The 26,066-nt window shown below is 36.3% G+C and carries 22 protein-coding genes and 1 pseudogene; 4 read left to right on the top strand and 19 right to left on the bottom strand.

All coding sequences use genetic code 11. The features are described 5' to 3' along the window. Positions 1 to 135: 135 nt before the first annotated feature. Together BN55_RS05730 and yaaA are read right to left on the bottom strand one after the other, a co-directional pair. A pseudogene (locus BN55_RS05730) lies at positions 136 to 417 on the bottom strand (DUF975 family protein); the annotation flags it as partial. A 57-nt stretch (positions 418 to 474) separates the two neighbouring features. Continuing rightward, positions 475 to 1,215 (bottom strand): peroxide stress protein YaaA, encoded by a 741-nt coding sequence (yaaA, locus tag BN55_RS05735; RefSeq protein WP_008471000.1) that lies wholly within the window; start codon positions 1,213 to 1,215, stop codon positions 475 to 477. Positions 1,216 to 1,295: 80 nt separating this feature from the next. Between yaaA and BN55_RS05740 the strand changes: the two genes are divergently transcribed. Next, complete coding sequence (locus BN55_RS05740) at positions 1,296 to 1,988, top strand: hypothetical protein (RefSeq protein WP_008471001.1); 693 nt, start codon at positions 1,296 to 1,298, stop codon at positions 1,986 to 1,988. 51 nt (positions 1,989 to 2,039) lie between these two features. Here the strand turns inward: BN55_RS05740 and BN55_RS05745 are convergent, their stop codons facing one another. From BN55_RS05745 to BN55_RS05770, 6 genes are all read right to left on the bottom strand, one after another. Then, on the bottom strand, positions 2,040 to 3,809 hold the full coding sequence (locus BN55_RS05745) for a glycerophosphoryl diester phosphodiesterase membrane domain-containing protein (RefSeq protein WP_008471002.1): 1,770 nt from the start codon (positions 3,807 to 3,809) through the stop codon (positions 2,040 to 2,042). Between the two features lie 113 nt (positions 3,810 to 3,922). Further along, entirely contained in the window at positions 3,923 to 4,720 is a 798-nt protein-coding gene (locus BN55_RS05750; protein WP_008471004.1) for a serine hydrolase, read from the bottom strand. Between the two features lie 57 nt (positions 4,721 to 4,777). Next, positions 4,778 to 5,560 carry a DUF4931 domain-containing protein gene (locus tag BN55_RS05755; RefSeq protein WP_008471006.1) on the bottom strand — a complete coding sequence of 261 codons (783 nt, stop codon included), beginning with the start codon at positions 5,558 to 5,560 and terminating at the stop codon, positions 4,778 to 4,780. Between the two features lie 165 nt (positions 5,561 to 5,725). Further along, a complete protein-coding gene (locus BN55_RS05760) occupies positions 5,726 to 6,154 on the bottom strand; it encodes a type I 3-dehydroquinate dehydratase (protein ID WP_008471007.1) in 429 nt (142 codons plus the stop codon). Between the two features lie 56 nt (positions 6,155 to 6,210). After that, positions 6,211 to 7,596, bottom strand: coding sequence for an L-cystine transporter (locus BN55_RS05765; RefSeq protein WP_008471008.1), 1,386 nt, complete (start codon positions 7,594 to 7,596; stop codon positions 6,211 to 6,213). A gap of 275 nt (positions 7,597 to 7,871) precedes the next feature. Continuing rightward, a complete protein-coding gene (locus BN55_RS05770; RefSeq protein WP_008471009.1) occupies positions 7,872 to 8,729 on the bottom strand; it encodes a hypothetical protein in 858 nt (285 codons plus the stop codon). A 202-nt stretch (positions 8,730 to 8,931) separates the two neighbouring features. Here BN55_RS05770 and BN55_RS05775 point away from each other — a divergent pair, with 202 nt between their 5' ends. Then, positions 8,932 to 9,612, top strand: coding sequence for a gamma-glutamyl-gamma-aminobutyrate hydrolase family protein (locus BN55_RS05775; RefSeq protein ID WP_008471010.1), 681 nt, complete (start codon positions 8,932 to 8,934; stop codon positions 9,610 to 9,612). Positions 9,613 to 9,661: 49 nt separating this feature from the next. Here the strand turns inward: BN55_RS05775 and BN55_RS05780 are convergent, their stop codons facing one another. The 4 genes from BN55_RS05780 to BN55_RS05795 all read right to left on the bottom strand — a co-directional run bounded on the left by BN55_RS05780 (position 9,662) and on the right by BN55_RS05795 (position 13,793). Further along, positions 9,662 to 10,423 (bottom strand): sulfite exporter TauE/SafE family protein, encoded by a 762-nt coding sequence (locus BN55_RS05780; RefSeq protein WP_008471011.1) that lies wholly within the window; start codon positions 10,421 to 10,423, stop codon positions 9,662 to 9,664. A 77-nt stretch (positions 10,424 to 10,500) separates the two neighbouring features. Next, positions 10,501 to 11,004 (bottom strand): O-acetyl-ADP-ribose deacetylase, encoded by a 504-nt coding sequence (locus BN55_RS05785; protein WP_008471012.1) that lies wholly within the window; start codon positions 11,002 to 11,004, stop codon positions 10,501 to 10,503. Position 11,005: 1 nt separating this feature from the next. Beyond that, positions 11,006 to 11,656, bottom strand: coding sequence for a hypothetical protein (locus BN55_RS05790; RefSeq protein WP_008471013.1), 651 nt, complete (start codon positions 11,654 to 11,656; stop codon positions 11,006 to 11,008). Positions 11,657 to 11,837: 181 nt separating this feature from the next. Next, a complete protein-coding gene (locus BN55_RS05795; RefSeq protein ID WP_008471015.1) occupies positions 11,838 to 13,793 on the bottom strand; it encodes a sucrose-specific PTS transporter subunit IIBC in 1,956 nt (651 codons plus the stop codon). 273 nt (positions 13,794 to 14,066) lie between these two features. Here BN55_RS05795 and BN55_RS05800 point away from each other — a divergent pair, with 273 nt between their 5' ends. Together BN55_RS05800 and BN55_RS05805 are read left to right on the top strand one after the other, a co-directional pair. Further along, a complete protein-coding gene (locus BN55_RS05800) occupies positions 14,067 to 15,536 on the top strand; it encodes a sucrose-6-phosphate hydrolase (protein ID WP_008471017.1) in 1,470 nt (489 codons plus the stop codon). A 15-nt stretch (positions 15,537 to 15,551) separates the two neighbouring features. Continuing rightward, a complete protein-coding gene (locus BN55_RS05805) occupies positions 15,552 to 16,535 on the top strand; it encodes a LacI family DNA-binding transcriptional regulator (protein ID WP_008471018.1) in 984 nt (327 codons plus the stop codon). A gap of 70 nt (positions 16,536 to 16,605) precedes the next feature. On the opposite strand, the gene BN55_RS05810 is transcribed toward BN55_RS05805, so the two are convergent. From BN55_RS05810 to BN55_RS05840, 7 genes are all read right to left on the bottom strand, one after another. Continuing rightward, positions 16,606 to 18,225, bottom strand: coding sequence for a glycoside hydrolase family 13 protein (locus tag BN55_RS05810; RefSeq protein WP_008471019.1), 1,620 nt, complete (start codon positions 18,223 to 18,225; stop codon positions 16,606 to 16,608). A 99-nt stretch (positions 18,226 to 18,324) separates the two neighbouring features. After that, complete coding sequence (locus BN55_RS05815; protein WP_008471020.1) at positions 18,325 to 19,182, bottom strand: sugar ABC transporter permease; 858 nt, start codon at positions 19,180 to 19,182, stop codon at positions 18,325 to 18,327. 2 nt (positions 19,183 to 19,184) lie between these two features. Continuing rightward, the gene (locus tag BN55_RS05820) at positions 19,185 to 20,540 is read right to left on the bottom strand and encodes a carbohydrate ABC transporter permease (RefSeq protein ID WP_008471021.1); all 1,356 of its coding nucleotides are present in this window, start codon (positions 20,538 to 20,540) and stop codon (positions 19,185 to 19,187) included. Positions 20,541 to 20,605: 65 nt separating this feature from the next. After that, positions 20,606 to 21,814, bottom strand: a complete 1,209-nt coding sequence (locus tag BN55_RS05825; RefSeq protein ID WP_008471022.1) for an extracellular solute-binding protein — start codon at positions 21,812 to 21,814, stop codon at positions 20,606 to 20,608. Positions 21,815 to 21,906: 92 nt separating this feature from the next. Next, positions 21,907 to 23,013, bottom strand: coding sequence for an ABC transporter ATP-binding protein (locus BN55_RS05830; protein ID WP_008471024.1), 1,107 nt, complete (start codon positions 23,011 to 23,013; stop codon positions 21,907 to 21,909). After that, the gene (gene pgmB, locus BN55_RS05835) at positions 23,013 to 23,693 is read right to left on the bottom strand and encodes a beta-phosphoglucomutase (protein ID WP_008471025.1); all 681 of its coding nucleotides are present in this window, start codon (positions 23,691 to 23,693) and stop codon (positions 23,013 to 23,015) included. Before pgmB ends, BN55_RS05830 begins: the two co-directional genes overlap by 1 nt. Further along, positions 23,678 to 25,945 (bottom strand): glycoside hydrolase family 65 protein, encoded by a 2,268-nt coding sequence (locus BN55_RS05840; protein WP_008471026.1) that lies wholly within the window; start codon positions 25,943 to 25,945, stop codon positions 23,678 to 23,680. Before BN55_RS05840 ends, pgmB begins: the two co-directional genes overlap by 16 nt. Positions 25,946 to 26,066: the final 121 nt, after the last annotated feature.

The following is a 26,066-nucleotide window of genomic DNA, read 5'->3' on the forward strand; positions in this document are numbered from 1 at the left end:
CAGTACTAAAAAACCATACTCCGATAGAATATCGAAATATGGTTTTAAACAGAGCTAATTAATAATATGTCCCAAATTTGGGGTTCATATCAAAAAAACACAATGGATAATCCTTTTTTCTATGAACTTAACAAATTAATTTTGACCAGCTTTTTTATAAGTATCGCCAACTAATTGACGGTAAAAGTTAGCATGCGTCACGCGAACATATGGAATCAACCATAAAAAGCCAATTCCTAAAGTTAAGATAGACAAAAGCCACCAGCCGATAAAGCTTAAATCTAAGACAAATAATTCGCCTTTATGACCGTCCATCACCTTGCGACTTTCGCTAATTGCTTGCGTAGCCGTAATTTCTTGACCAGCATCAGCTAAGTCCTTAGTGATATAGGGCGCCATAGCATAGCCATAGTCTTTAAATTTGAACGTGACATAAAATTATCCCTTTCATTAACTAATTCAACTTATTATACCTTATTCTTTCTTAAATGTCAGAATTGTCTTGTTACTATCTGCTTGACTAAACTTAAAGCCAAAATCATTAAATTCAGTTAATTGCGTTACGTCTTCAATTTGATTTTGCGCCGCAAAACGCATCATTGCTCCGCGCGCCATCTTAGAATGCGTCGCAATTTGACGCCACTTATCTTTTCTTTTTTCTAAAAAGAAAACACTAATAAACTGCTGCTTATCATTTACATAAGGCGCAATTGCCTTTGAGTATTCTTTAGAGGCTAAATTAATTACGCAATCATCATCTTGATACAGCTCTTGGTATAAGTCACTGCCCCAAAAATGATAAAGACTGTAATCTTTAAAGCCAACCATTCCTGCCTGCATCTCTAAACGATATGGCACTACTCCATCAAAAGGTCGCAACAAACCATAAAGTGCCGATTCAATTCTTAAGTTTTCTTGCAAGTAATCAAGTGCGCCTTGCTCTAATACATCTGCTCCTAAATACTGATACTGAATACCATCAAAAGCCACCACAGCCGGCATAAGATTGCGATTCAATGGAGTTTGCAGCCTTTTTTGATTTTGACGGACTATTTTATCATTGGCATTCCAAATTTTCTGCAATTGTTCAAAATTTTGCTTTTTTAAAAAGTCCCACAAAATTTGCGCCTTATCCAAAAAGATTGGCTGGCTTTTCACCAAGAAACTATCTTGATCAACTTTCATTTTCTTAGCGGGAGCAATAATAAATTTCATTTTAATCACCTATTTTTTATCTTAATTACTCAAATAATTATATAATTTAGTTAATAACCTATAGAAAGTGGCTAATTATCATGACTGAAGATTTAAACATTGGTATTGTCTTACAATACCGCATTGATACTAACTTTAATATTAAAGGATCAATTGATGCCGATAAACTTGTACGTCAGGCACGCGATTGTGGATTTCGCGGTGTAAGTGTTTCAGTAGCTGACAAAGAGCAAGAAAAAATGGTTGAGGATGCTTGTCAAAAATATAGCATTAAGTTTTGTCAAAAACGTCCCGCAATTGTTTTAGGCGGACCAGATATCTTGGCTAAGTTAATTGCGGCACGTCTAGACAAGCAAAACATTTATTTTGAAATCGACCTCACTCAAGATGGCACTATTAAAGATAGTCAACTTGAAGATTTAGAATTATTGCGTAAGTGGGTTGATCGCTTTGGCCATGCTTATTATGAAATGCGTCCTGACAAAACAATTAAGACTGATGCCAACGCCCACGTCTTTAAAAATGAGCTTGCTGAATATCAAATTTACGTTTTCATCCATCAACCACTGCCTGAAAAAATCGAGTTAACTAATTTACCTCATATTGAAAAAGCAATGTGGATTGATACTCGCAAAGATTTGGATTTTAGCCAAAAAGATGACAAAGTGACGATTAATCTTAAGCGCGATGACGAAGATGAAAAATTCACCATCTATGGTTTACGCTTGCAAGCACATCGTCCAGAAGATGATATGGGACCAACTAAGTTTTAATTAATACTTTTCATTATAAAAACAAACGCCGCACTTGCGGCGTTTTTGTTTTTACATAGTTGTATTCATTTGCGGCAATACCAAAATATAATTTAACAAACGGCTAGAATAACTATGATCATCTTCAAAATCATGAATCGTTTCTTTCAAGCCGGCTAAATTATCAGTAATAATTCCATCGACGCCTTCAAACATCATCTTACGCATAATTTTATCATCATTAACTGTCCAAGCATAAACTAGATCATGCTTTAAATGAGCCTGCCAGATGAAATCATTATTTAAAGTTGAATATTCCATTGAATAGCCATCAGCCACGCTTTGCGGATAAGTGAAATTATAAGGCTGAATATAAAGTGTAAAAATGCGTGGATTAATTTTATGAAGACGCTCAATCACGCTATAATCTAACGACTGCACTTGGTACTTACGCTTTAAAATTAGAGAGCCATATTTTTTATTAAAGCGATTAATTATCTTCTTAGAATCACGCGGAGTAGTCTTGATCTCGATTAGCAATCTTTGCTTTAATTTTTTGGCTGCAGCTAAATATTGGTCAAAACTAGCAATTTTAGCACGATGGTTATCTTCATGAAGCGTAATTTGGGTAAGCTGCTTTAAGGTTAAATCCTTTGGCATTTTGTTAATTCCGGCTAATTTTAATAAGTTTTCATCATGCATGACGACAAACTGATTATCTTTTGTTTCGTGAACATCAATTTCGACAAAGTCGGGATGCAATTTAGCAGTCTTTTTTAAAGCAGGGATCGTATTTTGTACGCCATTTTTATTATTTACTCCGCGGTGCGAAATTGTCACAGGACGTCTTAACGTTTGACCATTTAAATAAAACTGATTGTTAATGATGCTCATAGCTGCAAAGATCACGAAAATCACGCTTGAGATTGCAATAACGCCCTTATTTTTATGATTTGTTTTAGTTAAAATTTCTATTTTTAGATTTTTTAAAATAAACAAAAAGGCAAGAACACTTGACCAAACTGATACTAGTAAAGAAACAAGCTGCACTAAAAGTAAATTGAAATTAGCCAAAATCAAGCTAACTGTCTTAGGCAAAAAGTCACATAACACCTGCAATCCATAAATAAGTCCAAAACAAATTACTAAAACAATTACCGAAATTATCCCAATAACTAATAAAATACTTAAAATTTTCCACCAATTAAGGTTTTTAGTTTTTTGCCAGCTTTGTCTTATCGCCTGGCGCGTTTTCATTTTATTGAAAACCATCAAAGGTAAAGTATAAATCCAGCGAATTCCTAATATAAAAGTTATTAAATAAAATGCAATTAGAGCTAAACTCAACCAAAGATTGCGCGTCATATAATCCAAAATAAATTCTGGAATCTGAATTTTAGCAAGTAGCGGCGTGCGAAAAACAAGATCAACAAAAGGCACAACGAGCAAAAAATAAGCTAAAAGCACCAAGAGCGACCCAAAGCGAAGGTGTTTCATTGCTTGCCAAGTCCTTTTTAAAATTAGCTTCAGAGAACAATTAATATATCTGACAGCCACTAGCATAAAGGCAAACTGCAAATAAATGACTAAAATTAATAACACTAATTCCAAAAGAAGAGCAATTACCACTAAAGTATGCGTCGTCAAAATAGTCATGATATTTTGATATGAAATAAATGGAATTGCGCCAGCTTGCAAGATATAGGTTGCTGCCCAGCGAAAAAGCGGAATCACGATTATTTGGTTAAATAAATCTAAGCTAACAAACAAAAGCAAAAAGCGAAGCCAGTACTTTTTAAAAATTGCACTATCATTTTTTATCTCAGTGTAAATATTTTTCATTTTGTAATCTTTCCCAATGAGTGTGATCTAATAAGTTAATCTCATTATAAACTATTGCAATAAAATAAGCCGAAACCAATGTTTCAGCTTAACATTACACGCTAAGTGCGTTTTTATCTTTCATATCTTTTGATTTTAGGGTCTTTTTCCTTCTTTTTTTCTGGAACTGAAATCTTAGAAAAAATAACTTTTCCTACTTGCTCCAAAAACAGTAAATCCTCACTCTTTTTATCCTGGTATTGCGTTAAAGCAACGATGGTTAAAGGCCCATTTTGCGTTTGAAATGAACATACTTCATGATGATAATTATCAACTGCACTCATCCGAGTATAAGTTGGAAAATCGTTATTATCATAAGTAGAGATACTATAATGTGCAATTTGATTAGACAGACCATTACGAACAATATCACAAAATTCATTATTCGTATTTAAGAAATACTTCAACACTTGATTAATGCTATTTGCAGTAACTTCATTATCTTGACCAGTTGATGAATACCGCATTAATTCGCGTCCTAAACGCATGCCAGGATAATTGTCTCTTAGCCAGTCATCAATATCATAAATATCAAAACGTTCAATCAATAAGTTAGTTGCCGCATTATCTGACATTGCTGCTACTAGAAATACCAAATCGCGCAATGGCCAGCTTGCTTGCTGCATCCGGCTAATTACGCCAGAGCCTCGCACGCGAGATAAATCTGTAACTTCTAATTTTTCATCAAGCAAACTATGGTCTTGCTGCCACATTTTTTCGATATAGGCAAGAATGCCTAATGAAATTAATCCTGCAGCTGGAAAGACCTTATCGGCTTGACTAGCATACAGTTCCTTATCTCCGTAAGTAATCAAAACTCCAGCATCAATATTGCTCTTTTCAATTAATGAATCTAATTCATCCTTTATCACGTCACACACCTCTAGTATTTTGACTATACAATTATTATACCAGGTACGGGTGTTTTTTTAATTATTTTTCCAGTAGTTTAAAAGCTGACTTGCCTCATGCGTTAATGTTTTTTCATCATTGCATTGCGATAACTTATAACCGACAAAGTAAGGCGAAGCATTAAAGCGCGGCACTACTTTTGCACAATAACCATTTTGCCTTGGATAGAAAAACAAATTATATGAATTGCAACGGCCATTATACATAATATTTAAGGTGTAATTTATTGCCACTTGAATCCAGTCTGCCCATAAATCGATACTGGAATTTTTTTTATTTTTCAAATTAATGTTAATTTCTTGAAATCCTTGCACGGGATGCGTCGCAAAATTAACATTTACTCCTTCATTTTCAAAAACGGTGATTCCTTCAAAATTATTAGGATAGATATACTTATAGCCGTCTTCTTTTTCAAGACCCACAATTTGCATATGAGGATGGACCAAAGAACCATTAGATAAGGGACCATAATTTTTGTACCAAAGAGTCGACTTAAAACGAGAATCCTGCGCCATTTTTTCAAAACAATGCATACTGAATCTCATTAATTTTCGATTGTAATCTTTACTATATGAAGCAATATCTCCATGATGATCGTCTGATTCAATTAAAACCGTCTGCAAAGTATCTCTCAAAGTTGGAAATTTATTATGCAGCCAAATCATCGGACCGGATTTTTCATAAATATCTGTTAAGTTCCCTGTATCGCAGAAAGGACAGACATTACTCTTATCTTTTCTAAAGCTGGATGGCTTATCTTGTGCCATTGCAAAATCAAAAATTAACGGATCATTATTCACTTAAATACCCCTTATCTAAAAAAGAATACACAAAAAGATTGACTATTAAAGATATACGAGTACAATAATAAATGAAGGCGATATAAGCGCTTTCACAAAAATAACATTTTGTAGCTTTCCTTAACTTTACCCTTTCGGCCGTTCCGGAAGGGTTTTTTTGTGCCCTCAAAATTCAGATTGACTCACATGCATGTTTTGCCGATGCGCACAAGCAATTAGATCTTCTACGCGATCGCTAGTATGGTTCAACTCAATATCAACGGCATCGCTTAATTGAAACTCAATTAATATCTTTACTAAATTTAGATAGGCGTCTTCACTGTCTAATTCAGTATGACCGCCATTTTTTTGACTACGAAATGTAATCATCAAATATAAATCTGGAAAATTTTCGTTTATTTCATTAGCTAGCTCAATAACATGATTCATCTGCGTTGCATTTTCAAAACAATCTAAACGCCATTCCATCATGTGCTTAGAGTTTGCTAATTTGGCAGTGTAATCTAAGATTTCTGCTGCACTTTTTTGCTTATTTACAAAGGCATCCCTAACTTGCCCATCATCAAATGTAATTTTTCTAACTTCACAATTCATTTTTTACCCCTAAAAAAATAAAAGCTGCTTTAAACAGCTTTTATTATACATATTTTTTAGAGTTCGGAACTGACAACTTTTTCTTTATCTTGGAAATTATCCCAATCAAGTTCATCCAAGTTTTTAGCAGTTATAACTCCGGCAACCATTGAATCATTAACGTTCAATGCGGTGCGCGCCATATCTACAACTGGATCGATGGCAATCAAAATTCCTAAAACAGTAACTGGCAAGTTTAAAGCACCTAACACCATTAAAGTAGTAAAGGTAGCTCCACCACCAACTCCGGCAACGCCAAAGCTTGAAATCACATCAATTGCAATTAAAGTTAAAACAAATTGCCATGAAAAGATATTAATTCCGACAAGTGGCGCTGTAATTGCAGCAACCATTGATGGATAAATACCAGCACATCCATTTTGTCCAATGGTTAAACCAAAGCTGGCTGAAAAGTCAGCAATAGTGTCGCTTACGCCCATGGATTCTTTTTGCGTACGGACATTAAGCGGCAAACTTCCGCCACTAGTTCTTGAAGTAAAGGCAAAAACTAATACAGGCCAAGCCTTTTTAAAGTAAATAATTGGGTTGATACCATTTACCATTAACAAAATTGCATGAACAATAAACATAACTGCAACTGCTAAGTAAGCTGCCACAATGAAGGTTAATAATTTTGCCATGCTGGCAAAGCTATTAGTAGCAGCGGTACGGGTAATTAAAGCAAAAATTCCGTAAGGAGTTAATTGCAAAATGATTTTTACAATCTGCATTACAATCGCTCTTAAAGCTTCGATACCGCGAGCAAAGGTTTCCGCAAGCTTAGGCTGGCTTTTCTTAATTTTCAAAAAGGCAACGCCGACAAATAATGAAAAAATAACCACGGCAATGGTGCTAGTTGCACGCATTCCCGCAAAGTCGGCAAAAATATTCTGTGGGAAAAATGAGGTAATTTGTGCAGACAATGATAAACCTTGCAGCTGGTTTTGGTGATCCTTAATTGAAGTTAGCGCTGTTGAAGTAGCACTCATCCCTTTAGCAAAATTAGCTCCTTGCAGGCCAAACAATGCTACGCTAGAAAAACCAACTAATGATGCAACTGCTGTTGTTCCAAGTAAAATTGCTAAAACATTTATCGCAATCTTACGAATCTTAGTCCCCATCTTGAGCTGGGTAAATGCGCCAACTAGCGACACAAAGATCAATGGAATAACCAGCATTTGAAGTAATGAAATATAACCATCACCCACAATACCTAGCCACTGCATACTATCAACGATAATCTTGCTTTTTGCACCAAACATTAATTGCAATACTACCCCAAATACGATTCCGGCAACCAATGCTAAAAATACGAGCTTATTAAAGCCCCACTTTTTTTGATGCAAAAATGCCATCGCGCCTAAAATTGCAGCGCTAATTAAAACTACTAAAAAAGTTTGCATCCAAACTCTCCTTCCAAAACAAAAAAGAGTTATTGACCTAACGGTCAATAACTCTCGCAAAAAATATACAATGTTAAATCCTGAAAAGTAGACTTTTAGAATTAACACAAATTCCTGGAGCTAATTAATGACTGTACGTCAAAATAATTGTCATATTCGAAAATTTGACAATTACAGCAACAGAATGTGTTTTGACGTACAAACATTTTAATTTCTCCTTTCTTACTTTTCACAAGTATAATATCAATACAACTTACTTTTTGTCAATTACTTTTTTAAAATTTATCATTTTTTACTGTTCGATAAATCGAAATCACAAAAACTACAATACTGCACAAAATCGCTGGATAAGCCATGTAACCGATATTAAAGACTTGCCCAATTACGGCTTGATTAATCTGGTGGGATAGCGCATATTGATTTGCCCAGTTTTTAATTACGATTGGCGTTAGCGCAAATAAAAATACTGAAACTCCTGATCCAACAAGCATTGCCCTTCTAGAATATGGTTCTCTAAAAAATTGTGCCAATACGCAAATAGCTGGCGCAACCATTAGTAAAAAAGTCCAAATCATGATCCAGCGCCCTGAGGAATCATTCATAAATTGCGCACTATTGGTCGCATAACGATACGTACCCCATAAAGAGCCCCCCATCAAATTATCTAAAATATTTAACAAGCTAGCTCCTTGAGAAGCATAGGCATTATTCGTCTGGGCCGCTGCACCTTGAATTATTTTTAAACTATCAGCCGATCCTGCACCTTGAAAGTTAATCGTAACCACCTGTCGCATATAAGTTGATAAAAACATGACCATCGCGCTTCCTAGCTGAACGGCTTTGAGCATATTCAACTTGCGCGACCCACCAACTTTAAATTCGATACTTAAAGTCTGGATAGGATTTTTGCTGCGAGCAATAAAAAAGATCCCAATTGCACTGGCAATTACTAAGATAATTAAGCCAATCCACCAGCCAGTCATGATAAAAAGGAGCGCTAAAACAATAACCGCTACTGAAACATAGGGTCGGTCTAAAGCTAAATCCCAGACATTTAATTTACTATTGCGCGCAACTTTTTGGCGATATTGCTCACGCGTCAGTTTTTCTTGCTTATCAGAGTTCTTATTCATAACTTTACTTCACCACATCTAAATTTTTCCTTATCATGCTAGCATATTATCAAGCATTTGTATCTAGTAAAAAGCTACCTTTAGACTATTTTTTAAGATTTGTTTTTCGTTAAAAAGCATTATTTTCCTGTGCTAAAATAAGATACTGAACTCATATAGTTAAGTTATGTATCAATACTACAAAAGAAAAGAAGGCTGAGTTATGAAAAAAATAGCGATTACAGCAGGCATTTCTAATAACACCTTACAAGTCGATCGCAATATTATCGATATTGTAGCTAAAAATGGCTATTTACCACTAGTTTTAGCTCCCGTAAGTTTAAAGGCAATGCCTGAACCTAAAGCAGACTTTGATGCCTTAATTTTAACTGATGGCGATGACATTACACCGATTTTTTACAATGAAGAACCACTTCCAGAACTTGGCGTCACCGATCCTCATCGCGACCAATACGAGTTAAACTTAATTAAAGCTAGTCATGAAGCAAATGTACCGATTTTAGGTATTGGACGCGGGATGCAGATGCTTAATGTTGCTTTTGGCGGCAGTTTATTTCAAGATATTTATGGTCAAAATTCTGGAGCTGGCATCCAGCACGTCCAAAAAACGCCACTTAGTCAAGCTAGCCACCACGTTAATGTAACGGCAGAAAGCATACTTAATAAAGCTACTGGCGCTCATCCTTACGTCAACAGCAGCCACCACCAAGCAATCAAAAAAGTAGCTGACAATTTCAATATCGTAGCAACCGCTCCAGATGGAATTATTGAAGCTATTGAATCAAGCGATCAATCAATGCGTGGTATTCAATGGCGCGTCGATAAATTAAACGATAATAATCAAGATAAAATCTTTGAGCAATTCTTTAATTCAATTCAATAAATATCAAAAAGACGAAATCCATAATAAGATTTCGTCTTTTATGCTTTATTTAAAAATAAGCTGTATATGCAAAGTATGCTGCTTGAATTAAAGCTAATATCGCAATGAGCATCCGAATAATTTTTACTGGAATATGACGCATAATTTTCGGTCCAAAAAAACTACCCACTAAAACGCCAATTGCCAAAGGAATGGCCTGCAGCCAGTAAATTTTTTCAGTAAACATATAAATAATCAGCGCTACTAAATTAGATAAAGAGCCGATAATATTCTTCATTGCATTTACGGTCAAAAAATCGTCATTAGTAATGATATTCAAAATTACCAACATTAAAACGCCACTCGCAGCCCCAAAATATCCGGCATATGCTCCAGCTACTAATAAGCTAAGTAATGACAAAAATTTAACAGTCTTAGAAGCATTTTCTTTTTCGGCATCTAATTGACTATTGCCACTGAACAAAATCATCAAGCCTGAAAAGGCAATACAAAATGGCACAATCTTTTCAAAAATTTTGCCAGGAAAATTAATTAAGAGCATACAGCCAATTGCCGAGCCGATAACTGTAAAAATCGCATAAAAACCAACTTTTTTCCAGTGACCTTTTAATTCTCTTAATGAAGCAGCTGTTGATCCTACTCCTGACCAAATCAAGGCTGCATCATTGGTGGTATTGGCGTATACGGGGGCAATTCCAATTGATAATAAAACCGGATAAGTTGCTAAAGACGCCATACTGGCTACTGTTGATAGTAAACCGCCTAAAATTCCACCAAAAAATAAGTAAACAAATAATAACGTTGAATTCATAGCTTCCTCAATTATTTAAATGCACATTGTTTGATTAAGCTATTATAGCACTTGTTCTTTATAAGTATTTATTGGTTTTATTTTTCTAGCAATTGTCGATAAATATTTAGATTTTCTTTATCAAATACGCAAAAAGTAATTTCTAACAAATTACCATTATCTGCCAGCCATTTCTTGCAAGTACTTACTGCAATTTGAGCAGCTTCTTTTTTAGGATAGCCATAGACGCCTGTTGAAATACTTGAAAAAGCAATCGTCTTTAAATTATATTTTTTAGCTAAATCTAGACTATTGCGATAACAATACCTAAGCAGCTGTTCATCTTCTGCTTGGTCATGGAAGCGATAAATTGGACCTACAGTATGAATAATATACTTGGCAGGTAAATTATAGCCATGCGTAATTTTAGCTTGACCTGTTTGACAGCCATTTAATTGCTTACATGCTTGCAAAAGGAGTGCCCCGGCTGCTTTATGAATTGCTCCATCGACTCCTCCGCCGCCAAGCAAACTCTTATTAGCCGCATTAACAATTGCATCAACTTTTAATTTAGTGATATCTTCACAAACAACTTTTAACATTTTATTCCACTTTAATAACTACGCCTTTTGGCAATAATTGACCAACTAAATAATTTTGAATTACATCAGCTGGCGAATTAAATCCTAAAGCATCTAATGAAGTATTGAAATAGCCAGTGATTGTCTTATTAGCCGACAAAATGACCTCGATTAAGCCACTTTCAGTAACAGTAATTTTAAGATTGTGGTTGGCAAATAAACCTTTATTTTTTAACTTTAACTCCAATAAAGATGCTACTTTATCCCAATCTTGGCTATGATCATCAGCTAAAATACTGTTTGGGATGACAGGATTGCTGGCAATCAAGACAATTAATGCTAGTTCTTGATAAACTGCTTGAAGATCTTGCCCTTTTACAGAAGTTAAATTTTCTTTTAATTCGTCTTTTTTCTGATTTAGCGTATTCACTAATTCTTGAGCTGAAATTTCATGATCAATAATATGCTTTTTGATCACTTTAGTAATATCACAATTCAATGCTGGATCACTGTAAACAAGCTCAAACCCTATCTTTTTAGCAATGTCTTGCTCATGTGGGCTAACATTCCAATCGATATACAAGCCTTCAATGCCAAGATCTTTGATTTCAGATAATCGCTCTGCTTTTTTAAAATCAGTTGGCTTTGCTTGGTACCAAATTTTTGTATCCATATTACGTCTTCCTTCTCTATACAAATCAAAAAGACTTTCCTTATACTTATTATCTTAGCATCATTATCGCATATCTATATCCAACTTTGATGTCTTTCCTATATATCATAAACTTTTTCATATAGTTATTGCTAACAAAAAGGACTCTCATAATGAGAGTCCTTTAAAAATTGTTATTAAATTAACGCTTAGTTACAGCAATCAAATCGTCGCCGTGTTTCTTTTCTATGCCGTCGATCTTTTGAACGTTGGCATAGCTTGGAGTGTTAGTTACAACAACCATTACAGTTGAATCATATCCTGCGTCTTTTACCTTTTGTAAATCAACAGTTCCTAACTTATCTCCTTTTTCAACATGTTGGCCCTGCTTTACAACACTAGTAAAGCCGTCGCCTTTCATGTTAACTGTATCAATACCGATGTGAATTAAAACTTCGGCACCCTTGTCAGACTTCAAACCATATGCGTGCTTAGTTTCATAAGCAACAGTAATTTCACCTGAAACTGGGGCATAAATTTCGCCTTCGCTAGGAATTACAGCTGCACCTTTACCCATAGCTTCAGTTGAAAAGACAGGATCCTTAACATCAGTTAAGCTTTCTGCTTTACCAGAAACTGGAGAAGCAATAACTTCATCGTGTAATTCGTTGTTTTCTTTGATAATCTTTTCAGCTTCTTGTTGCTGAGCAACTGCATCGCCAGCTGATTCAACAGTAGCTGAAGCAGTTTGAACATCTTCTTTTAAGTGCTTCTTACCATAAACAAATGTTAAAGCAAAGGCAATTACAAAACTAATTGCAATTGAGACAATCCACATAGGAATTGAACTTGGAACCATTGATAAGAATCCAAGTAGTCCTGCTGAACCAAGAGCTGCAGAAGTTACGTGCATAAGTCCAGCAAAAGCAGCACCAAAGCCAGCACCAATTAAAGCACAGAAGAATGGGAACTTGTATTTTAAGTTAACACCGAACAATGCTGGTTCAGTAATACCTAAAAGTGCTGAAACACCAGATGAACTTGCTAAGCCCTTAACTTTTTCATTCTTAGTCAAGAAGTAAACAGCAAATGTAGCAGCACCTTGGGCTACGTTAGCCATACATGCAGTAACAAAGATAAAGTCACCAGAACCATGACCTTGTGCAAATTGAGCTAATAATTGAGTTTCAACGGCTGGGAAGCTTTGGTGAAGTCCGGTGGTAACAATTGCTGAATATGATAAACCAAAGATACCCATACCAAACGCACCAGTAGTGTTGTAAAGCCAAACAATAGCGTTAGTAATAGCATCTGATACGCCCTTGAAGACTGGTCCGATGATTACGAAAGTTAGAAAACCAGTAATCATAATTGAAAGAAGTGGCGTAAAGGTGAAGTCAACCGCAGATGGAAGCCATTTATGGAATCTCTTTTCTAAAATTGACAATACCCAAACAGCAACTAAAACTGGAATAACTTGGTATTGGTAGTTAGTTTGAGAAACATGAAGTCCGAAAATATTCCAGTAATGACTAGTAGCACCTAAAGCTGGTGTAGTCATTATCATACCGATAGTGGCACCTAAGAATTGGTTAGCTCCGAATCGTTTAGCCGCTGACATACCAACTAAAATTGGCATGAAGATAAATGGTGCAGCCGACATGATTTGAATCATGCTAGAAAGTCCAGCAATACTTGGAACCATTTGAACAACTGATTGTTTACCAAACAATCCTGGAGAAGTTAAGAAGTTGTTCAAAGCCATTAACAAACCACCAGCAACTAAGGCTGGAATGATTGGTACGAAGATATCTGAAAGAAGCTTAATAAAGCCCATGATCACTTTTACAACAGGATTGCGATCATCATTTTGTTGAGAAACTTTCTTTAAATCTTCAGTAGAAACTTCATGTAATCCAGTGATTTTAATTAATTCATCGTAAACATTATTAACATCACCTGGTCCAATAATAATTTGGAATTGACCATTGGTCTTAAAGTGACCTTTAATGTCAGGATCATCGTCCAACATCTTAATGTTAACTTTATCGTCGTCTTTTAAAACAAGTCGTAAACGGGTTGCACAGTGAGCTGCGGCAATTAAATTATCACGGCCGACAGCCTCAATAACGACCTGCGCCACTTTTTTGTGGTCCATACTTCGTCCTCCTTACTTATGTAAGCGTTTTTCTTTTGATTACATGTTATATGATAGCGTATTCTAAATTTATGTCAAGCGCTTATCACAAAATTTTATAAATGTACTTTATCAATTCTATATCTTTGCGGCTGTACTCAAATAGAATAAGCAAGGCATATATGCATATTTGATTGTTAAAATATGTTATTCGTTTGACATATTTTGACTTTTCACTTAATATTTACTTATCAAGAATGCGTTTACATTATAAATAAAAGGGTGATTTATATTATGGAATGGACTAGAGAAAAAAGATATCTAAAGTATAAAGATTGGGATGCGCAGACTTTACTTAACTTGCAGACTCAAGCTGCAACCTCGCCTTACCAAATGCACTACCATGTACATCCTTTGTCTGGTTTAATCAATGATCCAAATGGCTTTTCTTATTATAATGGCGAATATCATTTATTTTGCCAATCATATCCTTTTGGGCCAGTCCACGGCATAAAGTCCTGGATTCATTTTGCTTCGTCTGACATGGTACATTGGCACTATTTAGGCCAAGCTATCAATCCAGATAGCGAGCTTGATAATGCTGGCGCTTATTCAGGTTCAGGCTTGGTTCACAATGGTGAATTATTATTAGCTTATACTGGCAACCACCGCGATAAAAACTGGATTAGAACTCCATATCAAGTTATCGCGAAAATGGATAAAAATAATAAGATCGTTAAAGACACAAATCCAATTATTTTACCACCAGAACATGTAACTGAGCACTTCCGCGATCCTCAATTATTTGAACATAACAGCAAATACTACATTATCTTAGGCGCCCAAGATAAAGATACTAAGACTGGCGAAATCGACGTTTATGAATCAGACGATCTCAAGACCTGGCATGAAGTCGGCTATCTCGATTTTTCTAAAGAAAAAATGGGCTATATGATTGAATGTCCTAACTTGGTCTTCGTCAATGATCAACCAGTACTAATCTTTTGTCCGCAAGGCTTAGATAAGTCTATTGCTTCTTATGACAATATTTATCCAAATATGTACTTAGTTGGCAAAAACATCGACTTAAGCCAAGCTAAATTCACACCTGCTCAAAAAGCTCCTAAGGATCTTGATGATGGCTTTGACGTATATGCAACTCAAGCCTTTAACGCACCTGACGGTAATGCTTATGCCATCTCTTGGGTAGGTCTTCCTGATTGCACTTATCCAACTGACGACGAAAATTGGGCCAACACTTATAGCCAAGTTAAACGTTTAGAAGTTAAAGATAATGAACTTTACCAACATCCTTTAGATTCAATCAAATCCTTACGTATGGATCATGAAGCAATTTCTAATCAGGCTCACTTAAAAGATCATACTAGCAATCAATACGAACTAAAACTCACTATTCAACCTGATCAAAGCGGCAAATTATTCTTAAATGCAGACAGTGACTTAAAGACTGGTTTAATTTTAGACTTTAATACCGGCGATAGCAGTCGATTGATTATAGACCGTTCAAATGTAGGGCCAAAGGTAAATCCTGAATATGGCGAGCAAAGAGAAGTCTTGCTTGATTTGCATCATGAACTTAACTTAGATATTTTTGTCGACGGATCATTATGCGAAATCTTTATTAATGATGGTAAAAATGTAGCTACATTGCGATTTTTTGCTAATCCAGAAAATCAAACAATCGCTTTTGATCACGATCTTGAATATGATGCTGACTTTTGGAAAATGATGCCAATAATGTAATGAAGTAGGTAAAAAATGGTTAAATTAACTGACGTTGCAAAAAGAGCTGGTTGCTCGGTAACAACTGTTTCTCGCGTTATCAATAATTATGGATATATTAGTGAAAAAACTAGGCAAAAAGTTCATAAGGCTATGTCAGACTTAAACTACCAGCCTAATTCAGTTGCACGTTCTCTGCAAGGCAAGAAAACCCAACTTGTCGGCGTGATTTTTCCTAGCATTGCCAATCCTTTTTTTGGCGAACTAGTCGAAAATATCGAAGCCCAATTATTCAAAGCTGGCTATAAAACTATCTTGTGCAACGCTGCTAGCGATAAAGAAAAAGAACGCACCTATTTACAAATGTTAATGGCGAACCAAGTCGATGGCATTATTGCAGGAGCTCACAACTTAGGAATTGACGAATATAAAAAGACTGGTCTACCAATTGTTTCATTTGACCGTAAACTTTCTGACAATATTCCTATTGTCAGTTCTGATAATTTTGCTGGTGGCAGTCTGGCTACGCAAACTCTTTACGATCATGGTGCACGACACATTTACTTTATCGGAAACCCAGTACTTGACGGCCATCCCACCCAAAAAAGATTGCAGGGCTATCGACAAAAAATCCAAGAATTAGGACTAACAGCTCACATTCATCCGGCTCAATTTGGCGAAAGCTTAGAGTTAAAAGAAATGGCCATCAAAGAATTACTGCAGTTTCATCAAGTTGACGGCATTGTAGCAACTGACGACTTAACAGCCTTGACAGTAATTAATGTTGCTCAGCAGTTAAATATTTCAATCCCAGACGATTTAAAAATTATTGGTTTTGATGGTAGTCGATATATTCAAAATTATGCCCCATTTCTTTCTACTATTGTGCAGCCCATTGCCGCAATTAGTGAATTATTAGTCAAGCTATTGCAAGAACGAATTGCTCATCCGAACAATGAATTAAAAGAAAATACTTTTCAATTACCAATTAAATTGCTAAGTCGAAAATCTAGTCAATAACAAAACAAAAAAGGACAAATATTCAAATTTAACGAATATTTGTCCTTTTTCTATACTTTCAGCTATTAAACTACTCAGCTTTTACAGCAAATGCTTCATATGGTTGAAGCTCAATATTTTCTAAACTATCTCTTTGAGCATAGTTACCAATAAGCCATTTATTAATATCGACTTTTTGATTAAACTCTTGCTTTTCGCCAGACAAGTTGGCAACAACTAGCCATTTCTCCCCGTCTAGAATCCGCCAGTAAGCCAAAACGCTGTCGCCAGTATTTTCTACTAACTTAAAATCGCCATCAACAACTACTGGATTTTCATGACGTAACTTGATCAATTTTTGATAAGTGTAAAATACTGAATCTGGATCTTTTAATGCTTGTTGAACATTAATTTCTTTATAGTTAGGATTTACCTTAAGCCATGGTGTGCCTTTGCTAAATCCAGCATTTTCTTGATCATTCCATTGAACTGGACGACGAGCATTATCGCGACCTTTAGCATTAATTGACTTCAAAATATCTTTCTTAGCATAGCCTTGAGCTAGGCGTTCATTATACATATTAATGCTTTCAATATCTTCTACTTGCGAAATATCGTCAACCGGATAATTGGTCATTCCAATTTCTTCGCCATTATAAATATAAGGCGTGCCGTGCATTAAGTGCAAAACAATCGCAAACATCTTTGCTGATTGTACGCGGTATTTCTTATCATTGCCCCAACGTGAAATTACCCGTGGAATATCATGATTTTCCCAAAAGAGGCTGTTCCAAGCATGGTCAAAATCAATTTCAGTTTGCCATTTGACTAAAACCTTTTTTAATTCACCTAAATCTAATGGACGTAAATCCCACTTTTCTTTTCCTGGCTGCTGATCAAGACCTTGATTTTCAAATTGAAAGACCATCGATAATTCGTGACGATCTGGATCAGAATATTCTTCGGCAATCTTAGGAGTTGAATTCCAAGTTTCTCCAACTGTCATCATGTCATGTCCGCCAAAAGTATTCTTATTCATTTCTTGCAAATATGGGTGCAGCATGGGACCATTAGCGCTAATTTCTTTATCAGGATCTTTACCGATTAACTCGATAACGTCCATTCTAAAGCCGCCAATTCCCTTGTCAATCCAGAAATTCATCATGTCGTAGATTTTTTGACGCAACTTTGGATTGCTCCAATTCAGATCTGGTTGTTGCTTAGCAAATAAGTGCAAATAATATTGCTTAGTATTTTCATCCCACTGCCATGCTGATCCTGAAAAAGCTGACTTCATACCATTTGGCACTTTATCTTTTTCACCATCGCGCCAAACATAAAAATCACGATAAGGATTATCCTTGCTCTTTTTAGCTTCAATAAACCATTTATTTTGATCAGAAGTATGGTTTACCACCAAGTCCATGACAATTCTAATATTGCGCTTTTTAGCTTCTTTAATTAAATCATCCATATCTTGCATAGTGCCGTATTGCGGATCAATTGCTTCATAATCCGAGATATCGTAGCCGTTATCGACGCCAGGTGATTGATAAACTGGCGAAAGCCATATTGCATCAATTCCTAATTTTTGTAAATAATCTAAACGTGAGATAATTCCTTTCAAATCACCAATTCCATCACCATTACTATCTTGGAATGATTTAGGATAAATTTGATAAACTACTGCTTTTTTCCACCATGGAGTCATTTTTTATTCCTCAAATTCTATTTTAATTATATTTATATCGACATATTTCATATAAAAAACGCCTTGCCAAAGACAAGACGTTTTAAAGAAGGTTGAGCTTTAACCCTTATCTGCACCAGCAGTAATTCCGTTAACATAGAATTTTTGCATGAATACAAACAAGATTGTAATAGGGATAGCAATGATTACACATCCAGCAACAAATTGGGCAAAGTAAGCTGTGGCATTACCTTTAGCTGTGTGCACCATGTTGTAAAGCCCATACGCAATGGTATAATCTTTAGCATTTCCTGAAGTAGAAAGAATAATACCTGAGAAAATGAAGTCTGTCCATGGAGCAATAAATGCAGTTAAAGCAGTGTAAACGATCATCGGCTTAGATAACGGCAAACCGATATGCAAGAAGACTTGCCAGTTAGTAGCACCATCAATTTCAGCTGCTTCGTCAATTGCTCGTGGGATAGTATCAAAGAATCCTTTAGCAACATAAAATCCTAAGCCAGCACCACCGACATAAACAAGCAATAAACCAAAGAGGTTAAGCATGTTAAGTCCTTTTAAGATGTAGTACAAAGCGATCATTGACATAAAGCCGGGGAACATCCCTAAAACTAGGGCAATTTGTAAGAATGGCTTTCTAAATGCAAAACGTAATCTTGATAATACATAGGCAACTGAAATAGTTAAGAATGTTGAAATTACCATTGATGCCAATGAAATTACTAAAGTATTAATAATCCAGTTACCAAATGGATATTGTGGGTTTGTAAAGATTCCGATGTAGTTTTGCAAAGTAAACTTTTCAGGCCAGAAAGTTGAAACAAAGCCTGTATCGTTATACGAGAAACTTGCTAAAATGATCCAAACAATTGGTAAGATCCATAAAATGGCAAGTAAAGCTAAGAGAATGTAACGGCCAATTAACGAGAGCCGTCTTTGAGCACTATAAGATTTCATTTTTAGCCCTCCTTAAATGCGTTAGTACGTCTGTAAGCTAGTAAGGATACAACCGCACTGATCACGAAGATCAAAATACCTAATACGGCAGAAGCGTTGTAACGTTGTTCTTGTCCGAATGTTAAGTTATATAACCAAGTTACCAGCAAGTCGGTTGATCCAGCACCGTTATACTTACTGTTCATCGGCGCACCACCGGTCAAAAGGAAGATAACATTGAAGTTATTGATGTTTCCAATGAATTGTTGGATCAAAGATGGGGCCATAACAAATAAGATTTGAGGGAAAGTGATAGATCTAAAGATTTGTGCAGCATTGGCGCCATCAATTCTAGCTGCTTCAATTTGATCTTGAGGCAAGTTTTGGATGATCGCAGTTGAAACTAACATTGAAACTGGAATACCGATCCACATGTTAACAATAATAACGGTAATTCTAGCTACTAAAGGAGAAGCTTGGTTATCAATAAAGTGGATTGGTGAACTAATCAAATGCAAATTCATCAAAATGTTGTTTAAAGCACCTTGGTAGTCTAAGAATTGTGCCATCATCAATAATGAAACGAATTGTGGCACAGCCCAGACAACAACAAAGATTGTTCTCCAAAAGCCCTTATGCTTGATACCTTTTGATTCAATCAGCATTGCGAGCAATACGCCAAAGAAGAATGTCGTAGCAGTAGCAGCAACAGCCCAAATCAAGGTCCAACCTAATACTGGGAAGAAAGTACCAGCTAAGTCACCGCTTAACACATTGCCAAATGCTTGAAAACCAGTCCAAGAAAATGCGATTGAGTGTTGCCTGTCATAGTTAGTAAAGGCCATCGAAATCATGAAGACCGTTGGCAAGACGGTGAAGAATAAGATACCCAATAAAGGAATAGTCATTAAAGTGGAATGCAAACGACTATCAAATAAGCTCTTTAATTCCTCCATGTTAGTTGCAATGTGATCGCCATCACGTTTTGCAATGTAGTTCTTTCTAGTGGATCTAAGATTTAGGTAGTAGATCCAGACAAAGGCAATACACATAAAGAGTGCCAAAATTCCGAATAACAGAATTAAGACTGAATTTGATGGCTGTTTAGTAACATAAACACCCTGTGAAGCGTCATAGACAACTCGTTTAGTCTTATCGGGTCCCAAATTTGAAAGCAGCTTCAAAGCTGGAATACCGCTCATAAAGAACCAAACGAAGAATACAATTTCACTTAATAAGAAAACAATACCTTTAACCCATTGTTTGTTAGCAAATGCATTGCTTCCCATTAAGAAGAATGATAATTTTGTCGCACCATCGCCTTTTGCGAAGGTTTCGCGATAAGTTGCTTTAGGCGCTACATGCTTTTTTTTGAACATAGCTTATCCCCTTCTTAACAGAAAAGATTGGATCTTAAACCAATCTAATCTTTATCTTTCAATTTCTATTTCTTTTCAATCTTCTTTTCAAACTTTTGAAGTTGAGACATGTAGTCTGCTGGCTTGATCTTGCCATCGTAAGTACCACTGATTAATGGAGCAGCACCGTTCCAGAAGGCTGCCATTTGTGGAAGTTTTGGTTGTAATACTGAGTTACCTGGCTTAGCCATTTCAATTACAGCTTCAGCAACTGGATCGCTCTTAACAGCTTGTGAGTTTACAGCACTCTTTAATACAGGAATTTGACCAGCTTCTTTGTGGGCAATTAATTGAGCCTTCTTGTTAGTAATGTATGCAGCTAATTGAGAAGCAGCTTTAGCGTTTGAAGTATGTGAGTTTACAGCAAACCCTTCAATACCTAAGAATGCTTCCATTTGAACGTTCTTACCACCAACGTTGATAGTTGGGTATTTAGCAACAGCGAAGTTATCGCCTAAGATCTTCTTAATGTTAGCAGCATTCCAAGGACCATCTAAGATAGCAGTAGCGTTACCCTTCTTTAATTGGTTCAAAGCGTTGGAAGTTTGCATTACACCTTTGTTGTGCTTTTGTTCAGCAAACCACTTCAATGCGTTGACACCTTTTTCTGATGCAAAGTTTGAACCATGAAGGTTTTCACCATTTTTACCGTATAATTGGGTACCTGCTGAGAAGAATACTGGCCACATTACGTATGCGTTAGTAAAGTCAGTACCTACAACACCTTTAGAAGTTAAAGTAGTCCAGTCTTTAACATCGTTTGCGCTTAACTTAGACTTGTTGTAGTAAAGAGTTTGAGCTTGTTGTGCGTATGGGTAAGCATAAACCTTGCCCTTCCATTCAACACCTTTAGATGCTACGTCAATATAGTCGCTCTTGATCTTCTTAGTATCTGATGGTGAAAGTGGGTTAATGTAACCAGCTTCAGCCATTTGACCTAATTGGTCGTTAGGAACTTCAAATACATCAGCAGCTTTTGAAGGATCCTTACCTACGTCAGTCTTAGCGTTGGCTGAACCGTTAGGACTTTGTACAACACGTACTGAAATATTCTTATGGGTCTTAGTAAAGTCCTTAGCAATGCTCTTGTAATATGGGACTTGCTCAGTATCTACCCAAAGAGTTAATTTATTACTCTTACTATTATTGCTTGAGCTGTTGTTGGAACATGCAGCAGCTGATAAACCAACTAGCACTACAGTGCTGGCTAAAGCTAATTTCTTCCAAATTTTCATGACATTTCCTCCTAAAAAATATCAAGCTTTCCTTAAAAACAATGCAGTTTAATCTGCGAATTGCTTACAATAATTAATTTTTACTAAGGTCGTTAATTTACAATTGCCTCAGTAGTATCTTTGTCAAAGAAGTGTGCCTTGTTAACATCAAAGCCCATTTCTACTTGATCGCCAGGCGTGTGGTAATCACGTGCGTTAACAATTGCGACAAATTCAGTACCATCAACTTTTTGGTAAAGTTGAATAGTTGCTCCCAGAAGTTCTGAAACTACAACTTCAGATTTAACAACTGCGTTAGGCCAAGTTTCAAGAAAGGCTTCTTCGGCATGGATATCTTCTGGACGAATACCAAAGACTAAATCTTTATCGTTATAGCCTTTTTCTTCGAGCATCTTGGCCTTCCCTTCTGGAATTTCGATATCCAAGCCTTTACCATCGCTAATGCGGTTATCTTTATAGTGGACATTGAAGAAGTTCATTTGTGGTGAACCAATAAATCCAGCAACAAACATGTTCTTAGGATTGTTGTAAACTTCAAGTGGAGTTCCAATCTGTTCAACTTTACCTACAGACATAACTACAACTCTGTCAGCTAAAGTCATGGCTTCAGTTTGGTCGTGAGTTACGTAGATAGTAGTTGTTCCTAAGTCTTGGTGAAGTTTGGCAATTTCAGCACGCATTGACACACGTAATTTTGCATCCAAGTTTGAAAGTGGTTCGTCCATCAAGAAGATTGGCGCATCACGCACAATCGCACGTCCTAAAGCAACACGCTGACGTTGACCACCAGATAATTCGCCTGGCTTTTTGTCAAGATAATCTTCCAAGCCTAAAATCTTGGCAGCGTGTTTAACACGCTTATCGATTTCTTCTTTATTGTAATGGCGAAGCTTTAAACCAAAGGCCATGTTATCGTAGATTGACATGTGTGGATATAAGGCATAGTTCTGGAATACCATGGCGATGTTACGGTCTTTTGGAGCCGTATCGTTCATTACCTTGTGGTCAATTTCTAAAGTACCTTCGCTGATGTCTTCAAGTCCCGCTACCATTCTTAAGGTAGTTGACTTACCACAACCTGATGGTCCAACGAAAACAATAAATTCCTTATCTTTAATGTGTAAATCAAAGTCATTTACTGAATACTTATCATTGTTTGGATATTTCTTATAAATGTGATTTAAATCTACTTCAACCATTAACTTTCCCTACTTTCCTCATATTTATTGAAGGCTGTTTCAATTTCTTTCAGATTAAGCTTGCTTGTATCAGGAACTATATAATCAGCTTGAGCTAAAAGTTGCTTACTACCAATTCCTACCGCAAATTGACCAGCAGCTTTAATTGCTTCAACACCTGCTTGAGCATCTTCAAAGCTGATTACCTCGTTACTTTCTAAGCCTAAAAGCTCCTGCGCTTTTTCATAAATTTCTGGATCAGGCTTACCACGATGAAGAGTTGCTGGATCAACTATCCCATCAAATTCATCCATAATATTTAATCTAGTTAAAATCTTTGGTGCATTTTTAGAAGCAGAAGCAATTGCCATTTTTAAGTTTTGACTTTTAGCATCAGCTAATAATTTCGTAATGCCTGGCAAGATATCATCTGGCGTCATCTTTCCAACTTGCTCGACGAACTTCTCATTCTTCTTAGCCGCAAATTCTTCTTTTTGCTCTTCAGAATACTTATCTTCTTGATTGCCATATTTCAAGATTAGGTTAAGTGAATCCATTCTTGAAATTCCCCGTAAGCTATCAAGCTGATCAGGTGTTAAATTAATTCCCAATTCTTTAGCTAGATCATTCCAAGCTCCTAAGTGAAACCGAGCTGAATTAGTTAACACGCCGTCTAAATCAAAAATTAATCCTTTAAGCATTTACTTTCACCTTCTCTTAAATGAACATCTTGGTCATAAACTTTTACATCAATTGGCTCGCCGCTAATCAAGGTGATTTTTGCTTGATCACTCATTTCAATTGAAAGAAGGCGTCCGCGATAGTTAATCTTAAAGCTGTAACGGTCCCACTTCTTAGGTAAGAATGGTTTAAAGCTTAATTTTCCATCGTTATAGCGCATCCCGGCAAAACCTTGAACAATGGCTAACCATGAACCGCTCATTGAAGTGATGTGCAAGCCATCAACTGTATCGTTGTTGTAGTTATCAAGGTCAAGGCGAGCAGTTCTTTCATAAAGCTCAACTGCTTTTTCTTGCTTACCAAGTTCAGCAGCTAAGATTGAGTGGATACATGGTGAAAGCGAACTTTCATGAACTGTTAGCGGTTCATAGAAATCAAAGTTCTTTTCTTTTTGCTCTTTAGTGTATTGGTCGTTTAAGAAGTAAATGCCTTGCAATACATCAGCTTGCTTGATAAATGGCGATCTCAAGATCTTATCCCATGACCAGTTTTGGTTAATTGGACGTTGATCTTCAATTTCGCTAACAGGACGAATATCTTTATCTAAAAAATCATCTTGTTGTAAGAAAATGCCAAGATCTTTATCTTCTGGTAAGTACATCTTGTCGACGATGTCTTGCCATTTTGCTTTTTCTTCATCAGTTACTTTGACTCTAGCTTTAGCTTCGGCAGTAGCTAGCGGCAAACGTTTTAAAGTGTATTGCAATAACCATCTTGCCATGGTATTAGTGAACCAGTTATTGTTAACATTGTTTTCGTATTCGTTTGGTCCAGTTACGCCATGCATTACGTATTTATTACGCCACTTAGACCAGTGAACTCTAGCTGCCCAGAATCTAGCAGTTCCAACTAAGACGTCCATACCTTCGTTTTTAACATAGCTATCATCGCCAGTGTATTCAGTGTACATAGCAATGGCATGAGGGATATCCGCATTTCTGTGAATTTCTTCGAAGGTAATTTCCCATTCGTTGTGACATTCGATTCCGTTGAAAGTTACCATTGGGAACAATGCTCCTGGCAGACCTTGCTGTTTTGCGTTATGGTAGGCGCCTGGCAATTGATCGTGACGATATTGGAGTAATGCTCTCGTTACAGACGGCTTAGTTACTGCCAAATACATTGGCACGATGTAAGCTTCTGTATCCCAGTAAGTAGCTCCACCGTATTTTTCACCAGTAAAGCCTTTTGGTCCAACGTTCAAACGAGCATCTTCGCCGTAATATGTCATAAATAGCTGTAAGATGTTGAAGCGAATTCCTTGTTGAGCAGCAGGATCACCATCGATTTGAACATCGCTTGTTTGCCAGCGCTTATTCCAAGTCGCTTCGTGATCAACTAAGTTTTCTTCAAAACTCTTATTTTGCAGCTTGGTCATTAATTCATTAGCTACTGCTAATTGGTCTTTATCATCAACATCACGGCTAGTGACTACGATTACGTCTTTTTCAAGTTCGTAGCTTTGACCTTCATCTAATTCAACTGAAAGCTTTTCGCTTAATTTTGCCTCGCTGCTAGTTACATCGCCAGTCACGATTTTGCCGTCATGACGTAAGCTTTCTTTGAGCAAAACTGTAAATTGCGGAACTTCATATGGATTTTCTTTAGTCTTAACTTGGATAGTTCTATCATCTTCGTTTTCACCAAGTGAAAGCCAGAAATGTTCGTTATAGTTACTATCCTCATTAACAACTGTTCCATCTAAAGTTGAATCAAAATCAATTTTAGCTCTGCCGGATAAAACAGTCGCTTTGACTTCAATTAAGGCAGCTTCTTTTTGAACAATATGAAGAAAACGTCTAAATTCAAATTTAACTTTAGTATCTTTTCCTTCGTAAACAAAGCTTCTAGTCAGAAGGCCTTGATGCATATCTAGTGATAAATAAAAATCACTAAATTTAACTTTTGCTAGATCAATCTTCTCACCATTTACCGTAATGCCTAAACCAATGAAGCTTGGAGCATTAGGAGTTTTGCCGAAATATTCAGGATAGCCGTTTTTCCACCAACCGACACGCGTCTTATCTGGGAACCAGACACCTGCAAGATATGTACCTTGCAAACTATCTGCTGAGTAACCTTCTTCAAAGTTCCCTCTCATTCCCATATAATCGTTACCGATTGCAGTCATACTTTCTTGCAATCTCTTGTCTTCTGGATTAAATTGATGAGTTACGATCTTCCATGGATCAACTTCAAAAATTCTTTTCATTTTTATCTCCACCACTTTGTGAGGTCTTTTTTATTTACAAGTTAATTATCTCGTTCATGAAACCGCTTAACAATGTTAAAAACTATGTTACCGGTATCATAATCATTTGAACATAAAAAAG

This window comes from Lactobacillus hominis DSM 23910 = CRBIP 24.179 (genome assembly GCF_000296835.1).
GTDB classification, from domain to species: domain Bacteria; phylum Bacillota; class Bacilli; order Lactobacillales; family Lactobacillaceae; genus Lactobacillus; species Lactobacillus hominis.

Excerpts from the sequence above, each read along its gene's own strand:
- BN55_RS05780 (WP_008471011.1), bottom strand. The coding sequence starts at position 10,423 with ATGAATTCAACGTTATTATTTGTTTACTTATTTTTTGGTGGAATTTTA.
- BN55_RS05820 (WP_008471021.1), bottom strand. The coding sequence starts at position 20,540 with ATGTTCAAAAAAAAGCATGTAGCGCCTAAAGCAACTTATCGCGAAACC.
- pgmB (WP_008471025.1), bottom strand. The coding sequence starts at position 23,693 with ATGCTTAAAGGATTAATTTTTGATTTAGACGGCGTGTTAACTAATTCA.
- BN55_RS05800 (WP_008471017.1), top strand. The coding sequence starts at position 14,067 with ATGGAATGGACTAGAGAAAAAAGATATCTAAAGTATAAAGATTGGGAT.
- BN55_RS05760 (WP_008471007.1), bottom strand. The coding sequence starts at position 6,154 with ATGAATTGTGAAGTTAGAAAAATTACATTTGATGATGGGCAAGTTAGG.
- BN55_RS05795 (WP_008471015.1), bottom strand. The coding sequence starts at position 13,793 with ATGGACCACAAAAAAGTGGCGCAGGTCGTTATTGAGGCTGTCGGCCGT.
- BN55_RS05810 (WP_008471019.1), bottom strand. The coding sequence starts at position 18,225 with ATGACTCCATGGTGGAAAAAAGCAGTAGTTTATCAAATTTATCCTAAA.
- BN55_RS05785 (WP_008471012.1), bottom strand. The coding sequence starts at position 11,004 with ATGTTAAAAGTTGTTTGTGAAGATATCACTAAATTAAAAGTTGATGCA.
- BN55_RS05765 (WP_008471008.1), bottom strand. The coding sequence starts at position 7,596 with ATGCAAACTTTTTTAGTAGTTTTAATTAGCGCTGCAATTTTAGGCGCG.
- BN55_RS05770 (WP_008471009.1), bottom strand. The coding sequence starts at position 8,729 with ATGAATAAGAACTCTGATAAGCAAGAAAAACTGACGCGTGAGCAATAT.
- BN55_RS05830 (WP_008471024.1), bottom strand. The coding sequence starts at position 23,013 with ATGGTTGAAGTAGATTTAAATCACATTTATAAGAAATATCCAAACAAT.
- BN55_RS05790 (WP_008471013.1), bottom strand. The coding sequence starts at position 11,656 with ATGGATACAAAAATTTGGTACCAAGCAAAGCCAACTGATTTTAAAAAA.
- BN55_RS05840 (WP_008471026.1), bottom strand. The coding sequence starts at position 25,945 with ATGAAAAGAATTTTTGAAGTTGATCCATGGAAGATCGTAACTCATCAA.
- BN55_RS05775 (WP_008471010.1), top strand. The coding sequence starts at position 8,932 with ATGAAAAAAATAGCGATTACAGCAGGCATTTCTAATAACACCTTACAA.
- BN55_RS05815 (WP_008471020.1), bottom strand. The coding sequence starts at position 19,182 with ATGAAATCTTATAGTGCTCAAAGACGGCTCTCGTTAATTGGCCGTTAC.
- BN55_RS05825 (WP_008471022.1), bottom strand. The coding sequence starts at position 21,814 with ATGAAAATTTGGAAGAAATTAGCTTTAGCCAGCACTGTAGTGCTAGTT.
- BN55_RS05805 (WP_008471018.1), top strand. The coding sequence starts at position 15,552 with ATGGTTAAATTAACTGACGTTGCAAAAAGAGCTGGTTGCTCGGTAACA.
- BN55_RS05740 (WP_008471001.1), top strand. The coding sequence starts at position 1,296 with ATGACTGAAGATTTAAACATTGGTATTGTCTTACAATACCGCATTGAT.
- yaaA (WP_008471000.1), bottom strand. The coding sequence starts at position 1,215 with ATGAAATTTATTATTGCTCCCGCTAAGAAAATGAAAGTTGATCAAGAT.
- BN55_RS05745 (WP_008471002.1), bottom strand. The coding sequence starts at position 3,809 with ATGAAAAATATTTACACTGAGATAAAAAATGATAGTGCAATTTTTAAA.